15 protein-coding genes are annotated in these 18,160 nt (G+C 63.0%); 3 read left to right on the top strand and 12 right to left on the bottom strand.

The annotated features are described in order from the left end of the window. Nucleotides 1-3 precede the first annotated feature (3 nt). The 6 genes from CDV44_RS05280 to CDV44_RS05255 form a co-directional block, all read right to left on the bottom strand. Nucleotides 4-1,185, bottom strand: coding sequence for an alpha/beta hydrolase (locus CDV44_RS05280; RefSeq protein ID WP_087686976.1), 1,182 nt, complete (start codon nt 1,183-1,185; stop codon nt 4-6). Between the two features lie 156 nt (nt 1,186-1,341). After that, nucleotides 1,342-2,733: an FAD-binding oxidoreductase gene (locus CDV44_RS05275; RefSeq protein ID WP_087686975.1), complete on the bottom strand. Its 1,392-nt coding sequence runs from the start codon at nt 2,731-2,733 to the stop codon at nt 1,342-1,344. Between the two features lie 127 nt (nt 2,734-2,860). Further along, nucleotides 2,861-3,073 (bottom strand): DUF1059 domain-containing protein, encoded by a 213-nt coding sequence (locus CDV44_RS05270; protein WP_087687248.1) that lies wholly within the window; start codon nt 3,071-3,073, stop codon nt 2,861-2,863. Nucleotides 3,074-3,163: 90 nt separating this feature from the next. Further along, the gene (locus CDV44_RS05265) at nt 3,164-4,072 is read right to left on the bottom strand and encodes a CoB--CoM heterodisulfide reductase iron-sulfur subunit B family protein (protein WP_087686974.1); all 909 of its coding nucleotides are present in this window, start codon (nt 4,070-4,072) and stop codon (nt 3,164-3,166) included. Then, complete coding sequence (locus CDV44_RS05260; protein WP_087686973.1) at nt 4,069-5,034, bottom strand: succinate dehydrogenase/fumarate reductase iron-sulfur subunit; 966 nt, start codon at nt 5,032-5,034, stop codon at nt 4,069-4,071. Before CDV44_RS05260 ends, CDV44_RS05265 begins: the two co-directional genes overlap by 4 nt. Before the next feature lie 61 nt (nt 5,035-5,095). Beyond that, the gene (locus CDV44_RS05255) at nt 5,096-6,889 is read right to left on the bottom strand and encodes an FAD-binding protein (RefSeq protein WP_087686972.1); all 1,794 of its coding nucleotides are present in this window, start codon (nt 6,887-6,889) and stop codon (nt 5,096-5,098) included. A gap of 246 nt (nt 6,890-7,135) precedes the next feature. Here CDV44_RS05255 and CDV44_RS05250 point away from each other — a divergent pair, with 246 nt between their 5' ends. The 3 genes from CDV44_RS05250 to acnB all read left to right on the top strand — a co-directional run bounded on the left by CDV44_RS05250 (nt 7,136) and on the right by acnB (nt 12,160). Further along, entirely contained in the window at nt 7,136-8,437 is a 1,302-nt protein-coding gene (locus CDV44_RS05250; protein WP_087686971.1) for an MFS transporter, read from the top strand. A gap of 132 nt (nt 8,438-8,569) precedes the next feature. After that, entirely contained in the window at nt 8,570-9,355 is a 786-nt protein-coding gene (locus CDV44_RS05245; protein WP_058378073.1) for a helix-turn-helix domain-containing protein, read from the top strand. A gap of 219 nt (nt 9,356-9,574) precedes the next feature. Then, the gene (gene acnB / locus CDV44_RS05240) at nt 9,575-12,160 is read left to right on the top strand and encodes a bifunctional aconitate hydratase 2/2-methylisocitrate dehydratase (RefSeq protein ID WP_087686970.1); all 2,586 of its coding nucleotides are present in this window, start codon (nt 9,575-9,577) and stop codon (nt 12,158-12,160) included. A gap of 134 nt (nt 12,161-12,294) precedes the next feature. On the opposite strand, the gene CDV44_RS05235 is transcribed toward acnB, so the two are convergent. The 6 genes from CDV44_RS05235 to CDV44_RS05210 all read right to left on the bottom strand — a co-directional run bounded on the left by CDV44_RS05235 (nt 12,295) and on the right by CDV44_RS05210 (nt 18,131). Next, nucleotides 12,295-13,197, bottom strand: coding sequence for a glutamate/aspartate ABC transporter substrate-binding protein (locus tag CDV44_RS05235; RefSeq protein ID WP_212677075.1), 903 nt, complete (start codon nt 13,195-13,197; stop codon nt 12,295-12,297). Nucleotides 13,198-13,298: 101 nt separating this feature from the next. Further along, nucleotides 13,299-14,501, bottom strand: coding sequence for an aminotransferase class I/II-fold pyridoxal phosphate-dependent enzyme (locus CDV44_RS05230; protein ID WP_087686969.1), 1,203 nt, complete (start codon nt 14,499-14,501; stop codon nt 13,299-13,301). A gap of 54 nt (nt 14,502-14,555) precedes the next feature. After that, nucleotides 14,556-15,236 carry an RraA family protein gene (locus CDV44_RS05225; protein ID WP_087686968.1) on the bottom strand — a complete coding sequence of 227 codons (681 nt, stop codon included), beginning with the start codon at nt 15,234-15,236 and terminating at the stop codon, nt 14,556-14,558. Nucleotides 15,237-15,276: 40 nt separating this feature from the next. Then, the gene (locus tag CDV44_RS05220; protein ID WP_087686967.1) at nt 15,277-15,780 is read right to left on the bottom strand and encodes an alpha-IPM isomerase; all 504 of its coding nucleotides are present in this window, start codon (nt 15,778-15,780) and stop codon (nt 15,277-15,279) included. Further along, complete coding sequence (locus CDV44_RS05215) at nt 15,777-17,057, bottom strand: aconitase/3-isopropylmalate dehydratase large subunit family protein (protein WP_087686966.1); 1,281 nt, start codon at nt 17,055-17,057, stop codon at nt 15,777-15,779. Before CDV44_RS05215 ends, CDV44_RS05220 begins: the two co-directional genes overlap by 4 nt. Before the next feature lie 150 nt (nt 17,058-17,207). Further along, complete coding sequence (locus tag CDV44_RS05210; protein WP_087686965.1) at nt 17,208-18,131, bottom strand: LysR family transcriptional regulator; 924 nt, start codon at nt 18,129-18,131, stop codon at nt 17,208-17,210. Between the last annotated feature and the right edge of the window lie 29 nt (nt 18,132-18,160).

The raw sequence follows: 18,160 nt of genomic DNA, 5'->3' as shown, positions 1-18,160 counted from the left end.
TGGCTATCGGGCGGCGGGCGTCAGCGTATTGCGCGTCCGGCAGACAACCTTCGCGTTGTTGGCCTTGCCGCCAACTACCCAGTAGCCATCTACTCGCTGCCACTTATCTCCGGATCTCGCCGGCATATTGCGCAGCATCAGGTTCTTGATATCCGTCAAGAGGGGGAGCGTCTCTGCAAAATAAGCATGCGACGGGAAGTCATCCGGCAGGTTCGACACCACGTTGTCGATGCCGGGGACGATGACCTGCGGGGCCGTCCCGCAGCCGACGCGTGGATAGTCGTGAACATGGCTGGACGCCGCGACCGCAAAGTCGTACGGCGAAAGGTAGACCGTCGTTCTGTCTGACACTTTCAGATAGTTCGGTGCGAGTTGGGCAAACAGATCGCGGTCGACATCGGCCGCGGCGAGGATGATCTGGCCAAACCGAATCCCTCGCTCCGATGAGACGGCGTTCACACCGGACGCAATCACGCGAAGCAGTGCCCGATTCCCCATGCTGTGCGCCACGATGTGAATCTTTCGTCCGTTTGCTGCCTTGGCGACCGTCTCCAGGAACGACCGGAAGTAGACCTCGCTGGTGTCTACGGTCGCCTCGTCGAAGGTGTACTTGATGACGTCGCTTCTCGCCGCCCACGAGAACAGGAACATGTTGTTCGCCGGTACATCCAGATCAGCGCCCAGTTGTGCCGCGCGCAATGCCGCGTCGTTGAACGAGTTGTTGTAGCCGTGAATGAAGACCACGACATAGCCGTTTTCGGGGCCCGTGACCGGCCGAAGTTCACGTTGCGCGATGGCAAGAAATTGCGCCTCTCCCGGTATCGACTCGAAACGGTTCACCGTCAGCTTCGGATCGCTCCCGAAGTACGTGCCGCTGTCCGAGCCCAGCGAGCCCACCCGGTGATTTTTAGGGATCGTCACGAACACGCGGCCATAGTGAAGCGCCTCATCCCGGTCGTCGGAGAAGCCTGCCCCAGCAGGCGATGCCTTGCGTGTCGTGCCGAACATGACCGGATAGTCGAATGTCGACGCCGTCGGTCCGGTCTTTAGTGGAATTTCAGCGGTTGTCGGCGGCAGATAGCCCACCGCGCTGAGTGTCTTGTCAGACACCCCTGTTGGCAACGTGCACGCCGCAAGCAGCAGCGTGCCCATGAGTACTCCCCCGAGCCCCAAACCCCGTTTCATAGCAGCCTCCGCGATGCGTTGTTCTGACGACAGCTTGCGTGGATAGTGCGGTCCGACAATTTTGCGCAACGCTACCGGAATCTTCGCGCGCCAGCAACTGGGGCAGACGATGACTGGCGATCGACCTGCGCCCGAGCGAGGCTGCCCCTGCCAGCATTAATCGCGAGCCGGCTTGATGTTCTGGTTGTGATGGAACAGGTTATGCGGGTCATACCGGGTTTTCGCGGTAACGAGACGCTCATAATTCGGGCCATAGGCTGCCCCGACCCGATCCGCTTCGTCCTGTGTCAGAAAATTGACGTAGGCGCTACCCAGTGCGAAAGGCGCGGCCGCGTCGAAAAATGCGCGTGCCCACGCAACACAGCGCACATCGTCGCCCGGGTCGTCCCAGCGTCCGTGCACGTTCATGACATATTGGGTATCGCGGCTCGGGTAAGCCGTAGCATCCGCCGGATAGCGGCTTGCCTGGCCCCCGATCTGCCCGAAGAAGATTTCGCATTGCGGCGACGGCAGCTTACCAATCGCGTCGATCAACACGTCGAGCAGCCCATCCGGCAAGTCGGCTAGATTGTGCGACTTCCAGTAATTGCGTGCGCCGGGCGTCAACAGCGGATCGAACGCCTGTTGCCACATGGCATACGGCATCGGGCCGAGGTGCTCGCCATACGGGGTACCGAAGCGGCGCACCGCCGCCAACGCCGCCGGGCCGTCTTCAAGCGCGCCGGTATAGCAGCTTGCAAACGCGACGACCGGTTTGCCGTGGACCGCCTCCGGCAGAAACGGCAACGGCGGTGCAAGGCGCAACACCGCCCATACCGAGAGCTCGTCGGGCATATCGCGCGCGGCAACCCGATAGCTTTTGAGCGCGTCTTTCGCCTGCGCCAACGGCAGTACGACAAGGCCGCCGTACACTTCCGGCCCGATCGGGTGCAGTTGGAACTCGAACATCGTGACGACGCCGAAGTTGCCACCGCCGCCGCGAATCGCCCAAAAGAGGTGCTCGTGCGCATCGGCAGCGGTGTGGACCAGTTCCCCGTCGGCCGTCACGACATCCGCCGACAAGAGATTATCGATCGTCATGCCGTATTTCCGGGTAAGCCAACCGAATCCGCCGCCAAGTGTCAGGCCCGACACGCCGGTCGTCGAGTTGATCCCGAGCGGCGTCGCGAGACCGAAAGCCTGTGCTTCGTGATCGAAATCGCGCAGCGTGGCGCCCGGTTCGACATAGGCACGGCGTGCCGCCGGATCGACACGCACCGATTTCATCGGCGACAAATCGATCATCAGTCCGTCGTCGCACGCCGCCGAGCCGGCGATGTTGTGCGCGCCGCCCCGCACGGCGAGCGGCAGCTTGTTATCGCGCGCAAAGTCCACTGCCCGGCGGACATCGGCGACGCCCGCGCAGCGCACGATCACGGCCGGGTGGCGGTCGATCATGGCATTCCAAAGACGTCGAGACCGATCGAAATCGGGGTCGCCGGGCAGCAACACCTGGCCTCTTGCGGACGCGCTCAACGCGCCGATTGCCTCGGTGGATAAGTGGGTCATAAGACACCTCATGCTGTGTGGCCCGGACCTGAGGCAATCGCAGGGAGACTCGATACTTCTCCAAGGCTTTGCCCGCTTGAGAATGGGGCGACTATGGGTGTCGTCTTTGGTGACTCTGTGTCGCTAATTACCCATGACGCGGTGCTTCTACAGGAGGGGTGCCGTCATGGAAAAGCGTCTTCAACTGTGAGCGCAACGCCGGCGAATCGGTATGTTTGTGAACTGTGACCGCGTGCTGCACGGCAGCCTCCAGCAATTCACCTTCGGAATCAGCACATAGCGCGACCGAGCAGTTCGTCTCGCTCGGAAACTCCCGGCAATCGATGTATTTTCGGGTCATGATTTTCTCCTCCTTTCCAGGAACAAAATCATTCAGAAAGTATAGGTCGCGGGTGGTGAAATTGTTGCCATACCATGCCATGAACCGGGGTCACGGCAACGCCGGCGGAACACGCCGCACGCCCTTAACTGGCACAACGTGCCGCTTGAGACCGAGCGCCGCCGCATCGATGCCCAATGCCAGCCCGACAAGCTGTGGCAAATGCAGCACCGGCATATCGAGCGAGGTGTTCAGATCGCGCGCCATGTCGTCCTGATAGGTGTCGAGCACCGTATGACACAGCGGACACGGCGTCACCATCGCGTCCGCGCCCGCCGCTTTGGCCGATGCCACGTGGCGCCCGCTGAGTTTGATGGGAATCACATCGCTTTGCGCCGAGCAGTGGAAGCCGCAGCACGCCGTTCTGCCGGAATAATCCACGGTCGTGCAGCCCAGTATCTGTGCGAGTGTTTCGATCGATCTGACGTCTCGCGCATCCGTATCACCGAATACCGACGGCGGCCGGACGATGTGGCAGCCGTAGAACGCCGCAATCCGATGTTCCGACAACGGTGTTTTCACAAGCGAGTGCAACCGCACCTCCCCGACCTCCTCCAGCAGATACCAGAGAAAGTGCGTCACACGTGCCGTGCCCCGGTAGACCAGCCCCTCCTCGGCGAGCTTGCGGTCCACGCGAGCACGCAACGCCGGATCGTTGTCGACGCGCTGTTTCGCTTCGATCAGGTTCAACGTACAGGTATTGCAGATCGTCATGAGATCGAGGCCTTTCGCCTCGGCCAGCGCGATGATGCGCACGTTAAGCGCGACGAAGCGCTCCGGGTCGGCCGCACGAATCTCGCGACTGCCGGTGCAGGTGGCGGAACTCAGCGTTTCGAGCGCGATGCCCAGCCGGTCGGCGACAGCGTGTGTGGCCTCCAGCAACTCACCACAAGTGGTACGTGCGCTGCATCCGGGGTAGAAGGCGATTTGCATGTTGGGGCCTTGATGGGAAGCACTCATTTAAAGAAAATTCGCCGGATCGTCTTGATGCCGTCTACCGGCCGGCGCAGTAGCGCCGCCAATGGGCTGACTTTGCCGCGCAGCATCAGCTTGAGCGTGCGGCCGGGGCGTTGCAGCACCGCACGCCAGCCACGCGTGCCAAGCACCAGCAGCATGGGTTCGATACGCCCGCGTCGCGCGACGATATCCATGAACGTGCGCGCATGCGGCGACGCATCGCGGGCATGCGCGTAAGCCAGTTGCTTGAGCGGTTCGATCGCGGCACTCACGATCGGAATATGCGCGGGGCAAACGGCTTCGCACTGATAACAAGACACGCAATGGTGAACGTGCGCCTCGTCCAGAATGGCTTGCAGACGGGGCGCGTCGTCGCGGGCGTCCAGCGCGACGCGGGCCAGATGCACGAGCGGTGCAGGACCGGCAAATGCAATGTCATCGGGAAAATCGAGCACCGGGCATGCCGAATAACAGGCCAGACAACTCAGGCAGTCCATCGTGGCGCGCAGCGTCGCGGCGTTGGCCGCGTCAATCGGTTCGGGAAACCCGCCATAAGGCTTCGACCGCTGAAGCCATGTCTGCAACGACACCAATTTCGCTTCGGCAGGCGCGCGATCGACCGCGAGATCGCGAATCAGCGGCAGATGGCGCAGCGGTTCGATATGCATCTCGGCTTCGGCCGCCTCCCAGCAGGCGAGCACTTCGCGTCCGTTCATCCGCACGGCGCAGGTGCCGCACTTCTTGGTGCCGCAATACCATCGAAAGCCGATATCCACGGCGAGCGCTTCCTGCACGTAATTCAGAGCGTCAATGATGCGCATGTGCGGCACCCCCGGCACCGCAAAGGTTTCAACGTAAGGCGCAGCGTCCGTCTCAGGATCGAAGCGCGAGATGTGCAGCGTCACCGTCGTCAGTTCACTGCCGCTGCCGATGTCGCCCCGAAACTGCCTGACGTCCGAATGCATGGGTCCCCTCTTCGCGAATGGGTGGTTATTGATGGATCGTTAAATTCGGGATGGCCGCAGGTCACCAAGGCACGCTGAAATACTCCTGCCGGTCGAACCCCGGCGCGATGCCGCCTGCCGGATAGCGCTCCTTCCTGAACCGGTAGTCGCTGCCGTCACGCGCCACGATGTTCTTGCACTGCCATTCAGTGTTGTCGACGTACGGAAAGTCGGTCCGATAGAACGTGCCGCGACTCTCCTCGCGCTTCAATGCGCTTTGCAGCGTGACCTCGCATACATCGATCAGGTTGTGAACATCCAGCGCATCGAGCCACGCCGTGTTGAAGCGCCGCGACGCACTCGGCGGCGTCATGCGCGGCAACTCGCGCTCGCGGAACACGGCGAGCCGGGCCAGTCCCTCGCGCATCGCGTCGCCGCTCTTGATCAGGCCGTAGGCTTCGCCCATCGCGTCCCAGATGCCGGTCTTGACGTGCATGGGGGCCAGAGGCTGCTGACCGCTACCGTCAGCCCCCGCGCCTGTGCGAAGCGCCTCGACCCGTTGTTCCTCCGCCCGGATCTGCTGTTCCGTGAGATCGTCGTGGCGATGGCGGTCTGGCAAGCCCCCGGCGACCGACTCCGCTGCCAGCCCGCCGTCGTAGATCGCGACGGCCAGACTGCCCGTCACGTGAGCGCCTACGCCGCCCGCCACCCACAAGCCGTCGACGCTGGTGCGCATCGAGTGCGGGTCGGACTCGATCCCCCCCTGCCGGTAGTGCATCGTGGTGCGGGCTTCGACTTTGTCGCGTGTGATGTCCAGTCCCAGCTTTTCGAACGCTGACCCGGCGTACTGATAGCGCCGCAGCACATCGGCGTCGATGTGGCTGTAAGACGTGTAATAGCCGCCGCTAAAGCGCGCCTTGCCCGCGAGCACCTGCTGCGTGAGCCGTTTCACCTGAAGCGAATACGGCGCGAGTGCGGCAGGGGCATCGCGTGCCTGCTCGAAGAAGCATTCGCCCTGCGCGTTGTACACACGCGAACTCTGGTCGGTCCCTACCAGCGGGTTCGGATACACGTGCAGGCGCTGCCATGTCGGCGGGTTCGCGAAATCGCTGATGTGCCAGAACTGCATCTCCAGATTGCTCATCTCGGCCCCCGCGCGAAGCGCCAGCGCAATGCCGTCGCCGGTTTGTTCGCGCGTGCCCGTGGAGCGGCGCACCAGCCGGTCCGCGTGCCCCGTCGCCATGACGACCGCCTTCGCATGCACGGCAAACATCTCGCCGTGCACATAGTCCAGCGCCGTCAGGCCGCAGACTTCGCCGTTCGCGTTGCGCAGCAGCGCCGTGACCACACACTCCTCATGCATCGGAATGCCTCGCGCTTGCAGTTGCTTGCGCCGGATGTCCATCAGCAAAATGCCGGTCTGTCCCTGCATGGGGGCAACCGCCCAGCGCACGGGCGAATGGCTCATCGCGATCTGGCCATCGGCCTCACGCGAGAACAGCAACCCCAGCGATTCCATCTCCGGATAGAAAGTGTTCTCGATCCAGTGACCGGCGGCAGCCAGATACGACTGATCGACGAGAAAGTGGCTGTAGTACTTCGCGAAAAATTCGAGCGAGGCGGCCGCGTTCTGGTCGGTGCCGCCGAGCATCTTCGAGCCGACGATGACTGCGCCCGCCATGATCGACGCGCCACTCTTGCCGACCAGCCCCTTGGAGATCAGCATCGGCTTCAGGCCCAGATCGTGCAGGCGCAAGGCGGCATAGGTGCCAGCCCCGCCCCCGCCAACGACCACTACATCGCACTGGATCACCCTCATCGCAGCAGCGCCCTCCTCGGGCCGGTTGTCGAAACGTGTGGAATGGAATGTGTCCATTGTGGGCAGGCCGCCCGGCACCGATGCAGCGATCGGGACACGTCATCCACCAAAGCGGCCAAAGTGCGCGGCGCGGCAAGTTCGCCTCGACCGCCCTCGGACGAGACCGGCCGCCTCGGCAAAAAATTTTGTCCGCTTTGCGATATGTGTTGTCCCGCGCGCGGTGTGTCGGGCGAGCAAGTCACGCTAAGGTGAACAGGGCCGTAAAACACATAACAACGACTATCTGGTAAGAGGAGACACACCATGGATGCGACCCTGCAAGCCGTCGCCCGCAACGAGCGCGGTTCGCCGGCGAAGTCAGTCATCTTGGGCGCGGGTATCGGCAACGCGCTCGAGTGGTACGACTTCGCCTCGTTCGTGCTCTTTTCGCGCTATTTCTCGACGCAGTTCTTTCACGCCGAAGATCCGACCGCCGCCTTTCTGTCGACGCTGGCCGTCTTCGCCGTCGGCTTTCTGCTGCGCCCCATCGGCGGCATCTACTTCGGCTGGCTCTCCGACCGGCGTGGCCGCCGCTTTGCGATGGTGGCCTCGATGGCCGTCACCGCCGCCGGGTGCCTGGTCATCGCGGTGTCGCCCACCTACGCGTCCATTGGACTGATGGCCCCGGCGCTGCTCGTGTTCGGGCGACTGCTTCAAGGCTTCGGTCTGGGCGGCGAGATTGGCGCATCGTTCACGTTCCTCGTGGAAAGCGCCCCCGTGAACCGGCGCGGCTTGTGGTCGAGCAGCATGTTCATCGCCATTACCGGCGGCTCGCTACTGGCGACCGCCGTCGGGCTGGTGCTCACGCAGGTGTTCTCCGCCGACGAGATGACCCGGTACGGCTGGCGCATCCCGTTCTTCCTCGGCACGGCTCTCGGGATCTACGCGCTGTTCCTGCGCGGCCGCCTGAAAGAGACCTCCGCGTTCGAACAGGAGCAGAGCGAGGCGCGCGCAGGCGTGCCGACGCAGCCGATGGCGCAGGCCATCTGGGAACACCGCACGTCGGTGCTGCGGATCATTGCCCTCACGGCCGGACCGACGCTGACGTTCAACACGTGGATGTCGGGGGCCATCACGTTCGCCACGCACTTCAAGGGTGTCGATGCGCGTCAGGGGCTATGGGCGCTGTGCATCGGCTGTCTGGTCTATATGGCCGTGCAGCCTTTCTGGGGCGCGCTCTCCGATCGCATCGGGCGTAAGCCCAACCTGCTGCTGGGCGCGGGCGGATCGGCGCTGGTCATCGTGCCTGCGCTGATGCTCATCGACGGCTCGTTCGTGCGGCTGACGCTGGCAATCTGCATCGGGCTGGTCGTGCTGGCCGCGTGGACCGCCATCGCCCCGGCGGTCTACGCGGAGTTGTTCCCCACGCGCATTCGCGCCACGGGCGTCGCCATCCCTTACTCGCTGACGGTGGCGATCTTCGGCGGCACGGCCCCGTACCTTCAGAACTGGCTGGCCGATCACGGGCATTTGGGGTGGTTCGCCGCGTATCTGATTGCGCTCAACCTGTTGACGGTGGCGGCCGTCCTCTGGATGCCGGAAACGCGCGGCCGAGCGCTCGAATAACCGTTGCCAATCAGGCAGTTGCAGGCTGGAGGCTCGCCCCCTCCAGCCTCGTGTTAACCCCCATGTCCTGCAACCGACGTTAAGGAAAGAATGAAACGCGCATTCCTTTCCCCTGAAGCCAGGTGGCACGTCATGCAGACCCGGATCATCACCGCACAGGATGTCGAGTTCTTCGAGTCGCGAATCTCGCCCGCCCCCATGGTTGGGCTGGCGTTCGAGTTTCCGTCCGGCGGCGGGGTCGAGCCCCACGTGCATCCCTACGGGCAAGTCCTGTTCGGCAGCGAAGGCATCATGACCGTGGACACGCCTCGTGGCACTTGGGTCGTGCCGCCGCAGCGCGCCGTCTGGATTCCGCCGATGACGCTGCACGCCGTGCGCCTGCGTGCGTCGTTCGGCATGCACAACCTGCTGATCTCGCCGCACGTCGTGGCCGACCTGCCGAAGACCTGCGAACCGCTCGTCGTCTCGAACCTGATGCGCGAACTGATCCTGCGGGCCGCCGCCACCGACGAACCCATGCTGCGCAAGCGCCACGTCGACAAGTTCTTCGAGATCATCCGCGACGAGCTCGAATTCAGCGATGAGATTCCGCTCTCGCTCGAAATTCCGCGCGAGCGGCGCCTCGCCCGCTTGTGCACCGAGTTCCTGCGCGAGCCGTCCGACAACCGCACGTTGCAGGAATGGGGCGATCACGTCGGCGCCAGCGCACGCACGCTGTCGCGGCTATTTACCCGCGAACTCAATCTCACCTTCGACGAATGGCGCCGCCACGTGCGCCTGCAAGAGGCGCTTTACCGGCTGGCCGAAGGCCGGGCCGTCTCGGCGGTCGCCAACGAACTCGGCTACGAAAGCACGACCGGTTTCATCGAAATGTTCCGCAAATCCCTCGGACGCACGCCCGGCCAGTACTTCACCTGAGCCCGCACCGGCGCCCGCGTGCGCGCCTGCGCCGCCCCCTTGAAATCCACGTTGCCCGGCACCCGCCGGGCAACTGTTGCTTTTTCAACTCTTATATAAGACATAAGACATTTGACCTTATGAGTTGTGGGGACTAAAATCGCGGGCAAAGCAGTGTCCGGAACACCCATGGAGGCCCACAAGGCCTTCTCCTGAAACTCAATACCAGCAGGTCCCCAAATGCTTGAAAACTTTCGTGCTCACGTGGCCGAACGCGCCGCACTCGGTATTCCTCCCCTGCCGCTGTCGGCTCAACAGACCGCCGAACTGGTGGAACTGCTGACGAATCCCCCCGCCGGCGAAGAACAAACGCTGGTCGATCTGATTACCCACCGTGTGCCCGCCGGCGTGGACGAAGCCGCCCGCGTGAAGGCCGGTTTCCTGGCCGCCGTGGCCAAGGGTCAGACGCCGTGCGCGTTGATCTCGCGCGCCCGCGCGACCGAATTGCTCGGCACGATGCTGGGTGGCTACAACATCGCCCCGCTGATCGAATTGCTCGCCGACGCCGAAGTAGGCACCGTGGCTGCCGACGCGCTGAAGAAAACCCTGCTGATGTTCGATCAGTTCCACGACGTCAAGGAACTGGCCGACAAGGGCAACGCCAACGCGCGCGCCGTGCTGCAAAGCTGGGCTGATGCCGAGTGGTTCACCAGCCGTCCGGAAGTGCCGAAAAGCCTGACGATCACCGTGTTCAAGGTCACGGGCGAAACCAACACCGACGACCTGTCGCCGGCTCCCGATGCCACCACGCGCCCGGACATCCCGCTGCACGCGCTGGCCATGTTGAAGAACACGCGTCCCGGCATCACCCCGGAAGAAGACGGCAAGCGCGGCCCGATCAAGTTCATCGAATCGCTGAAGGACAAGGGCCATCTGGTCGCCTACGTGGGCGATGTGGTCGGCACGGGTTCCTCGCGCAAGTCGGCCACCAACTCGGTGCTGTGGTTCACGGGCGAAGACATCCCGTTCGTGCCGAACAAGCGTTTCGGCGGCGTGTGTCTGGGCAGCAAGATTGCCCCGATCTTCTACAACACGATGGAAGACGCCGGCGCCCTGCCGATCGAACTCGACGTGTCGCAAATGGAAATGGGCGACGTGGTCGAGCTGCGCCCGTACGACGGCAAGGCCCTCAAGAACGGCGAAGTGATCGCCGAGTTCCAGGTCAAGTCCGACGTGCTGTTCGACGAAGTGCGCGCTGGCGGCCGTATTCCGCTGATCATCGGCCGTGGCCTGACGGCCAAGGCACGTGAAGCGCTGGGTCTGGCCCCGTCGACCCTGTTCCGCCTGCCGCAGCAACCGGTCGACAGCGGCCGTGGCTTCTCGCTGGCCCAGAAGATGGTCGGCCGCGCCTGCGGCCTGCCGGAAGGTCAAGGCGTGCGTCCGGGCACGTACTGCGAACCGAAGATGACCTCGGTCGGCTCGCAAGACACCACGGGCCCGATGACCCGTGACGAACTGAAGGATCTGGCCTGCCTGGGCTTCTCGGCCGACCTCGTCATGCAGTCGTTCTGCCACACCTCGGCGTATCCGAAGCCGGTGGACGTGAAGACGCACCGCACGCTGCCGAACTTCATCAGCACGCGCGGCGGTATCGCCCTGCGTCCGGGCGACGGCGTGATCCACTCGTGGCTGAACCGCATGTTGCTGCCCGACACCGTCGGCACCGGCGGCGACTCGCACACCCGCTTCCCGATCGGCATCAGCTTCCCGGCAGGTTCGGGTCTGGTCGCCTTCGCCGCTGCGACCGGCACGATGCCGCTGGACATGCCGGAATCGGTGCTGGTCCGCTTCAAGGGCAAGATGCAACCGGGCGTGACGCTGCGCGATCTGGTCAACGCCATTCCGCTGTATGCCATCAAGCAAGGCATGCTGACGGTCGCCAAGCAAGGCAAGAAGAACATCTTCTCGGGCCGCATTCTTGAAATCGAAGGCCTGCCCGATCTGAAGGTCGAGCAAGCGTTCGAACTGTCGGACGCCTCGGCAGAGCGCTCGGCCGCCGGTTGCACGGTTCACCTGAACAAGGCACCGATCATCGAGTACATCACCAGCAACATCACGCTGCTGAAGTGGATGATCGCCGAAGGCTACCAAGACCCGCGCAGCATCCAGCGCCGTATTTCGGCCATGGAGCAATGGCTGGCTGACCCGCAACTGCTGGGCCCGGACGCCGATGCCGAGTACGCTGCCGTGATCGAGATCGATCTGGCCGACATTCACGAGCCGATCGTGGCCTGCCCGAATGACCCGGACGACGTGAAGACGCTGTCGGACGTGGCCGGCGCCAAGATCGACGAAGTGTTCATCGGCTCGTGCATGACCAACATCGGTCACTTCCGTGCCGCCTCGAAGCTGCTCGAAGGCAAGCGCGACATTCCGGTCAAGCTGTGGGTCGCCCCGCCGACCAAGATGGACCAGAAGCAGTTGACCGAAGAAGGCCACTACGGTGTCTTCGGCACGGCCGGTGCCCGTACCGAAGCGCCGGGCTGCTCGCTATGCATGGGTAATCAGGCACAAGTGCGTGAAGGTGCGACGGTCATGTCGACCTCGACCCGTAACTTCCCGAACCGTCTGGGCAAGAACACCAACGTGTACCTTGGCTCGGCGGAACTGGCGGCAATCTGCTCGCGTCTGGGCAAGATTCCGAGCAAGGAAGAGTACATGGCCGACATGGGCGTGCTGAGCGCCGACAGCGACAAGATCTACAAGTACATGAACTTCGACCAGATCGAAGACTTCAAGGAAGTGGCCGACACCGTCAAGGCGTAAGCCTGCGGTCGGGTTACGGCGTGCAGGTGGCGCCGTAGCATCGAAAAAGCGCCCCGAGTGAAAGCTCGGGGCGTTTTTTGTTTGCACAGCGACAACAGGCAAGACTCGCGCGTCAGTGCCTCAGCACTTCAGGCTCAGTCATCCAACGACACGTCGTTCGGCGTCTCGAACACCGACTTCAGCTTCTGGCTCAGCGGCAGATTCAGGTTGATGTTCTGCGGCGGAATCGGTGACATGAACCACTTCTGATACAGCTTGTTAGCGTCGCCGCTCGTCTGAATGCGCGCAATCGTCTTGTCGACGATGGCCTTCAACGCCGGATCGTTCTTGGGCAGCATGCAGGCGATGGCTTCAAACGTCTGCGGCTCGCCGGTAATGATGTAGTCGTCCGACTTGCTCGCCTTGGCCTTCTCCGCCGACAGCACGTCCGAGTCCATGAAGAACGCGGCCGCACGGCCCTGCTGCACCATCATGAATCCCTGCGCGTGATCGGTTGCCGCCACGATCATTACATTCATCTTCGCTTCGGCGATCTTCTTGCGCAGATAGCGCTCGGAGGTCGTCCCTGCGGTCACCGCAATCGTCTTGCCTTCGATATCGTTGAACGACCGGATGCCCGAGGTGCGCTTCGTCAGCAGACGTGTTTCCGTGATCGAGATCGTGTTCGAGAACTCGACCTGCTTGCGGCGTTCTGCGTTGTTCGTCGTGCCGCCACATTCCAGATTGATCGTGCCGCTTTGCACCAGCGGAATGCGGTTCTGCGCGGTAATCGGCATCATGCGCACCGCCAAGCCGGGCGCGTCGATCTCCTTCTTGATCGCCTCCACGATCTGCAAGGCGATCTCCTGCGAGTAACCGATCACGTTCTGGCCGTTGTCGTAGTACGAATACGGCACCGACGACTCGCGATTGCCCAGCACGATGACGTTGTTCTCCTTGATCTTCTTCAGAGACCCGGTGAGCGGCGTGGCAGCCTGGGTATTCGCCACACCGCTCATCAGCGCCAACAACACAACCCCGTAGCTCATGTACTTCATCTTGTCGTCTCCACCCGCCATCGAAAGCGGTTACTTATGGTTATGCAGAAGGAAATGCAGATGCTCGGAACGCATGGAACGCCCGACGCGACACCACGGCATCACGTCAGCGCAGCACACGCCCGTGCGATTCGCGCGCACGCTTCGCGCAGGTTTTCCATCGACGTGGCAAACGAGAGCCGGAATGCCGGCGAGATACCGAAGGCTTCGCCCTGAATCACTGCGACGTCCTGCGTGTCGAGCAAATAAAGAATGAAATCGGTGTCGTTGTTGATGACCTTCCCTTCCGGCGTCGTCTTGCCGATCACACCGGCGCAAGACGGGTAGGCGTAGAACGCGCCGACCGGCGTCGCACAGTGCAGCCCGTCAACCGCGTTGAGCTGCTCGACCACGAGATCGCGGCGTGCCGTGTACTGGGCTTTCCATTCCACGAGAAAATCGCGCGTACCGGTGAGCGCGGCCAGCGCCCCCGCCTGACTGATGGCGGACGGGCTGCTGGTGCTCTGCGACTGAAGCTTGGCAATTGCCTTGATCAAGTCGCGCGGGCCGCCCGCGAAACCGATGCGCCAGCCGGTCATGGCGTACGCCTTGGAAACACCGTTCACCGTCAGCGTGCGCTCCAGCAGGTGCGGGTTGACCTGCGCAAACGTGAAGAACGCCTCGCCGTCGTAAATCAGGTATTCGTAGATGTCGTCGGTGAGCACCATCACGTTCGGGTACTTCGTCACCACGTCGCCGAGGCTCCGCAACTCTTCGCGGGTGTAGGTCGCGCCCGTCGGGTTGCACGGCGAATTCAGGATCACCCACTTGGTGCGCGGCGTGATGGCGGCTTCGAGCTGTGCCGCCGTGAGCTTGTAGCCGTCTTCCGCGCGGCAATCGACGATCACCGGCGTGCCGCCGTTGAGCAGCGTCATGTCCGGATACGACACCCAGTACGGCGCGGCGATGATGACCTCGTCACCTTCGTCGACCGTGCTGGTGAGGGCATTGAAGATGATCTGCTTGCCGCCGTTGGCGACCGTCACCTGATCCATGCCGTAGTCGAGCCCGTTCTCGCGGCGGAATTTTTCGCAGATCGCCTGCTTGAGTTCCGGCGTACCGTCGACCACCGTGTAGCGGGTCTTGCCCGCCTTCATTGCGGCGTACGCAGCCTCGATGATGTGATCGGGCGTATCGAAGTCGGGTTCACCGGCGGTGAGCCCGATGATGTTTCTGCCTTGCGCGCGCAGGGTCTTGACGCGGCCGGTTGCCATGGAACTGGGCGACGGTTTGATCCGGCCCATGCGGGTAGCCAACAAACTCATGATGTTTCGATTCCGTAGAAATGGGGGACGGGAAGCAGGACAGCGGAGAAACGCTCAGGCGATCACGCCGAGCTTGCGCAGACGCTCGTCGATCCAGTCGCGCTTGTCCTTGCCCGCGCGAATCGCCGTTTTGCGCTGCTCCTCGCGGGCGGCCTGCTCGCGCGCCTTGCCGAGCACGTAGGTCCATTGATCGGGCGGCACGGCGACCACACCGTCTTCATCGCCGACGATGAGGTCGCCAGCGTTGATGACCAGACCGCCGATGCTCACCGGCACGTTGACTTCGCCCGGCCCGTCCTTGAACGGCCCACGGTGCGTGTTGCCGCGTGCATAGCAAGGGAAGTCGGCCGCGCGAAAGGCGCCGATATCACGCACGGCACCATCGATCACGAAGCCGGCAATCCCCCGCACTTCCGCGTGAATCTGCATCAACTCGCCGATCAGGGCCTGCGTCACATCGCCGCTCGCATCGACCACGATCACGTCGCCGGGCGCTGCCATATCCATCGCCTTGTGGATCATCATGTTGTCGCCGGGACGCACCTTCACGGTGATCGCACGGCCGACGAGGCGCTTGCCCGCGTGATACGGCCGCAACCCCTGCACGCCGCAAATGCGCTGCATGCTGTCGCTAATGTGCGACGTGACGACGTTGGCGTAGGCGTCGAGAATGTCGGCAGGGATCGGTGCCGGCATCGGCAGCACACGAAATCCCGCTTGGTTGTGTTCGTTCATGGTGTCCTCATCGAAGAATGGGAAGCGTTGGAATGCGCCGTCAGAGCGTGCGGTGCTCGCGCAGATACGGCACCAAACCACCGGCGTTCAGAATCTGAAGAATCTCCGGCGCAATGGGCGCGCCGTGCAGCGGTGTCGTCTCGTCGTTGATCCAGACTTGCGTCTGCTCACCGAAGACGACACGCACCGTGTCGCCCTCGCCGATGCGCGACGTATCGCACTCCACCGGATACAAGCCGTTGTTGATGGCGTTACGGAAGTAAGTGCGCGCAAAGGTCTGCGCCAGCACCACCCGCACGCCCGCGCCGACCACGGCGGTCACGGCAACTTCCATCGCCGACCCGCAGCCGAAGTTTTTGCCTGCGACGATCAAATCGCCCGCACGCACGCTCTGAGCAAAGTCGGGATGCGTCGTCTCGAACAGGTATTGACGCAGTACCTGCGGATCGAGCGAGTCACGCTTGCGGCGCGACGAGATGATGTAGTCGGTATTGACGTCGTCGCCGAAACAGCGCGCGCGTCCTTCAATGGTTTGTGCGTTCATGAACGATGGCCAAGCTGTGATGGCGCTACGAGATAACCGGCCACCGCACTCGCGGCGCAGACTTGCGGCGAGGCGAGATAGATGTTCGCGTCGGCGTTGCCCATCCGGCCCTTGAAGTTGCGATTGGCGGTCGACACGACGTTGACACCGTCGCCGGGAATCGCACCGCCGGTACCGCAACACGAACCACATCCCGGTGTGACGACAATCGCACCGAAGGCGAGAAAATCGGCCAGTTCGCCGCCACGGACAAGGGCTTCCATGATTTCGCGCGACGCCGGTGTCACCACCAGTTGCACGCCCGGGGCGGGGCCGCCGTGTGTGCGCAATACCGCCAGCGCTTCCTGAAAGTCCTTCACACGCCCGCCGGTACACGTGCCGAGATACGCCATGTGAATCGGCGTGTGTTCAAGCTCGGAAACCGTGACCACGTTGTCGACCTGATGCGGGCGGGCGACGTTAGGTTCGACCGTTGCGAGATCGAGGGTGATGCGCTCGGCGTACTGCGCATCGTCGTCTGCCGTCAGTGCGTCGTCGGTGTCATCCACCCCCTGCATGGGGCGGTTTGCGAGATATTCGCGCACGGTCGCGTCGACGGGGAACAGGGCATTCTTGGCGCCCATCTCGATCACCATATTCGCGATCGTGAGGCGATCGTCGAAATCGAGCCCGGCAATGCCGTCACCGTGAAATTCGAGCGTTTTGTAGGCCGCGCCGTCGGCACCGAGGATGCGCGCGAGCGCCAGTGCAATGTCCTTGCCGCCCACGCCGGCAGCGAGTTTGCCGGTCAGTTCCACGCGAATGCTCGCGGGCACCTTGAGCCAGACCTTGCCGGACATCATGACCGCCGCCAGATCGGACGAGCCGATACCGGTAGCAAAGCAACCGGCCGCGCCGTACATCACCGAGTGACTGTCGGCGCCGACGAGCAGACGCCCGGGGCGGGCGTAGCCCTGTTCGACCATGAGTTGATGGCCGATACCGGCGCCAACGTCGAAAACCTTGACCGCATGGGCCGACGCGAACTTGCGGATACGCGCCTGTAACAGCGCCGACTTGGCCGACGGCGCGGGTGCGTAGTGATCGAAGGCGAACACCAGTTGCGCCGGATGCAGCGGTGCGGCCCCGCCCATGGCGTCGAAATAATCGAGCGCCATCGGCACCGATGCGTCGGTGCCCAGTGCGAAATCGACCGTGCAAATGGCGATCTCGCCCGCACGTACGACCCTGCCCGCTTTACGGGACAGCAACTTTTCGGAAAGCGTCTGACCTGCCATTGCCCCCACTCCTTGAAACCTGAATTGCCAGACACCCAACGGGTATCCATGGCAAACAAGTATGGGGATGACGCCTTTTTGAAACTAGCGAAAAAAAGGCGTCTTCAAGCCGGAAAAAATTTCACGTTTCCCGTGGCAGGCGAACAGACATCACGCGGCGGGGGACGCCGGGCGGGGAGTGAACTGCGGCTTGCGGAAGTCGCACAGGCGTTGCGCCAGCGCGGCAATGTCGGCACTGAACTCCACCGGCCCATCGTTGCGATAGACGGCGTAGTAGCGCACGGTCGGCAACGGTTCGTCCACCGGCACGCGCTTGAGCAGCCCTTGCTGGACCAGATCGTCGAAGTAGAGATCGGGGAGGTAGCTCACGCCGAAACCGGCCACCGTCAACGCACTGAGGGCGTTCAGGCTGTTGCCCGCGTACATCCGGCGGATCGACAAGCCTTTGGCCTGAAACCAGCGATCGAAAACGGCATCGACGCCCGATGTGTCGATCTGCATCAGGATCGGATGCTGGGCGATTTCGCCGAGGGAAAGTGTCTTCGAAGTATCCGTGAGCGAGGGGCTGCACATCCACTGGAGCGCCATCGTGTCGAGCGGCGCCGCGGTGAACCCGGGGCCGGTGGCGGTGAGCGGAATGATGGCCAGATCGATATCGGAGCGTTGCAGCTTGGCCGTCAACGCGGTGCTGAGATCGATCTCGGGCTCGATGGAGACGAGCGGGTACTTCTCCCGCATTTCCTGCACCAGCTTCGGCAGCCACGTGAGGCCGATCAGCTCCGTGACCCCAATGCGATACCGGCGGACCACGTCCACCGGCTTGCCCATGCGCTCCAGTAGCCGGTCGCGCAGTTGCAGAATTTCTTCGCCGACCTCCAGCACCTCGCGGCCTTTTGCCGTGAGTTGCATAGTGCGGCCGCTACGGTCGAACAGCGCGACGCCGAGAAACTCCTCGACTTCCGTAATCCGTTTGGACACGGCCGACTGCGTCGTGTGGAGTCGCTCGGCGGCGGCAGCATGAGTGCCGAGTTTGTTGGCCCAGTACAGCGCTTCGATTTGCTTGAAGGTGATCATGATTTCCCGTCGGCGGCAGTTACCGCGGC

The sequence above is a fragment of the Pandoraea sp. PE-S2R-1 genome (assembly GCF_002179865.1).
Classification (GTDB): Bacteria; Pseudomonadota; Gammaproteobacteria; order Burkholderiales; family Burkholderiaceae; genus Pandoraea.
This window is presented reverse-complemented; position numbering and strand designations above follow the sequence as displayed.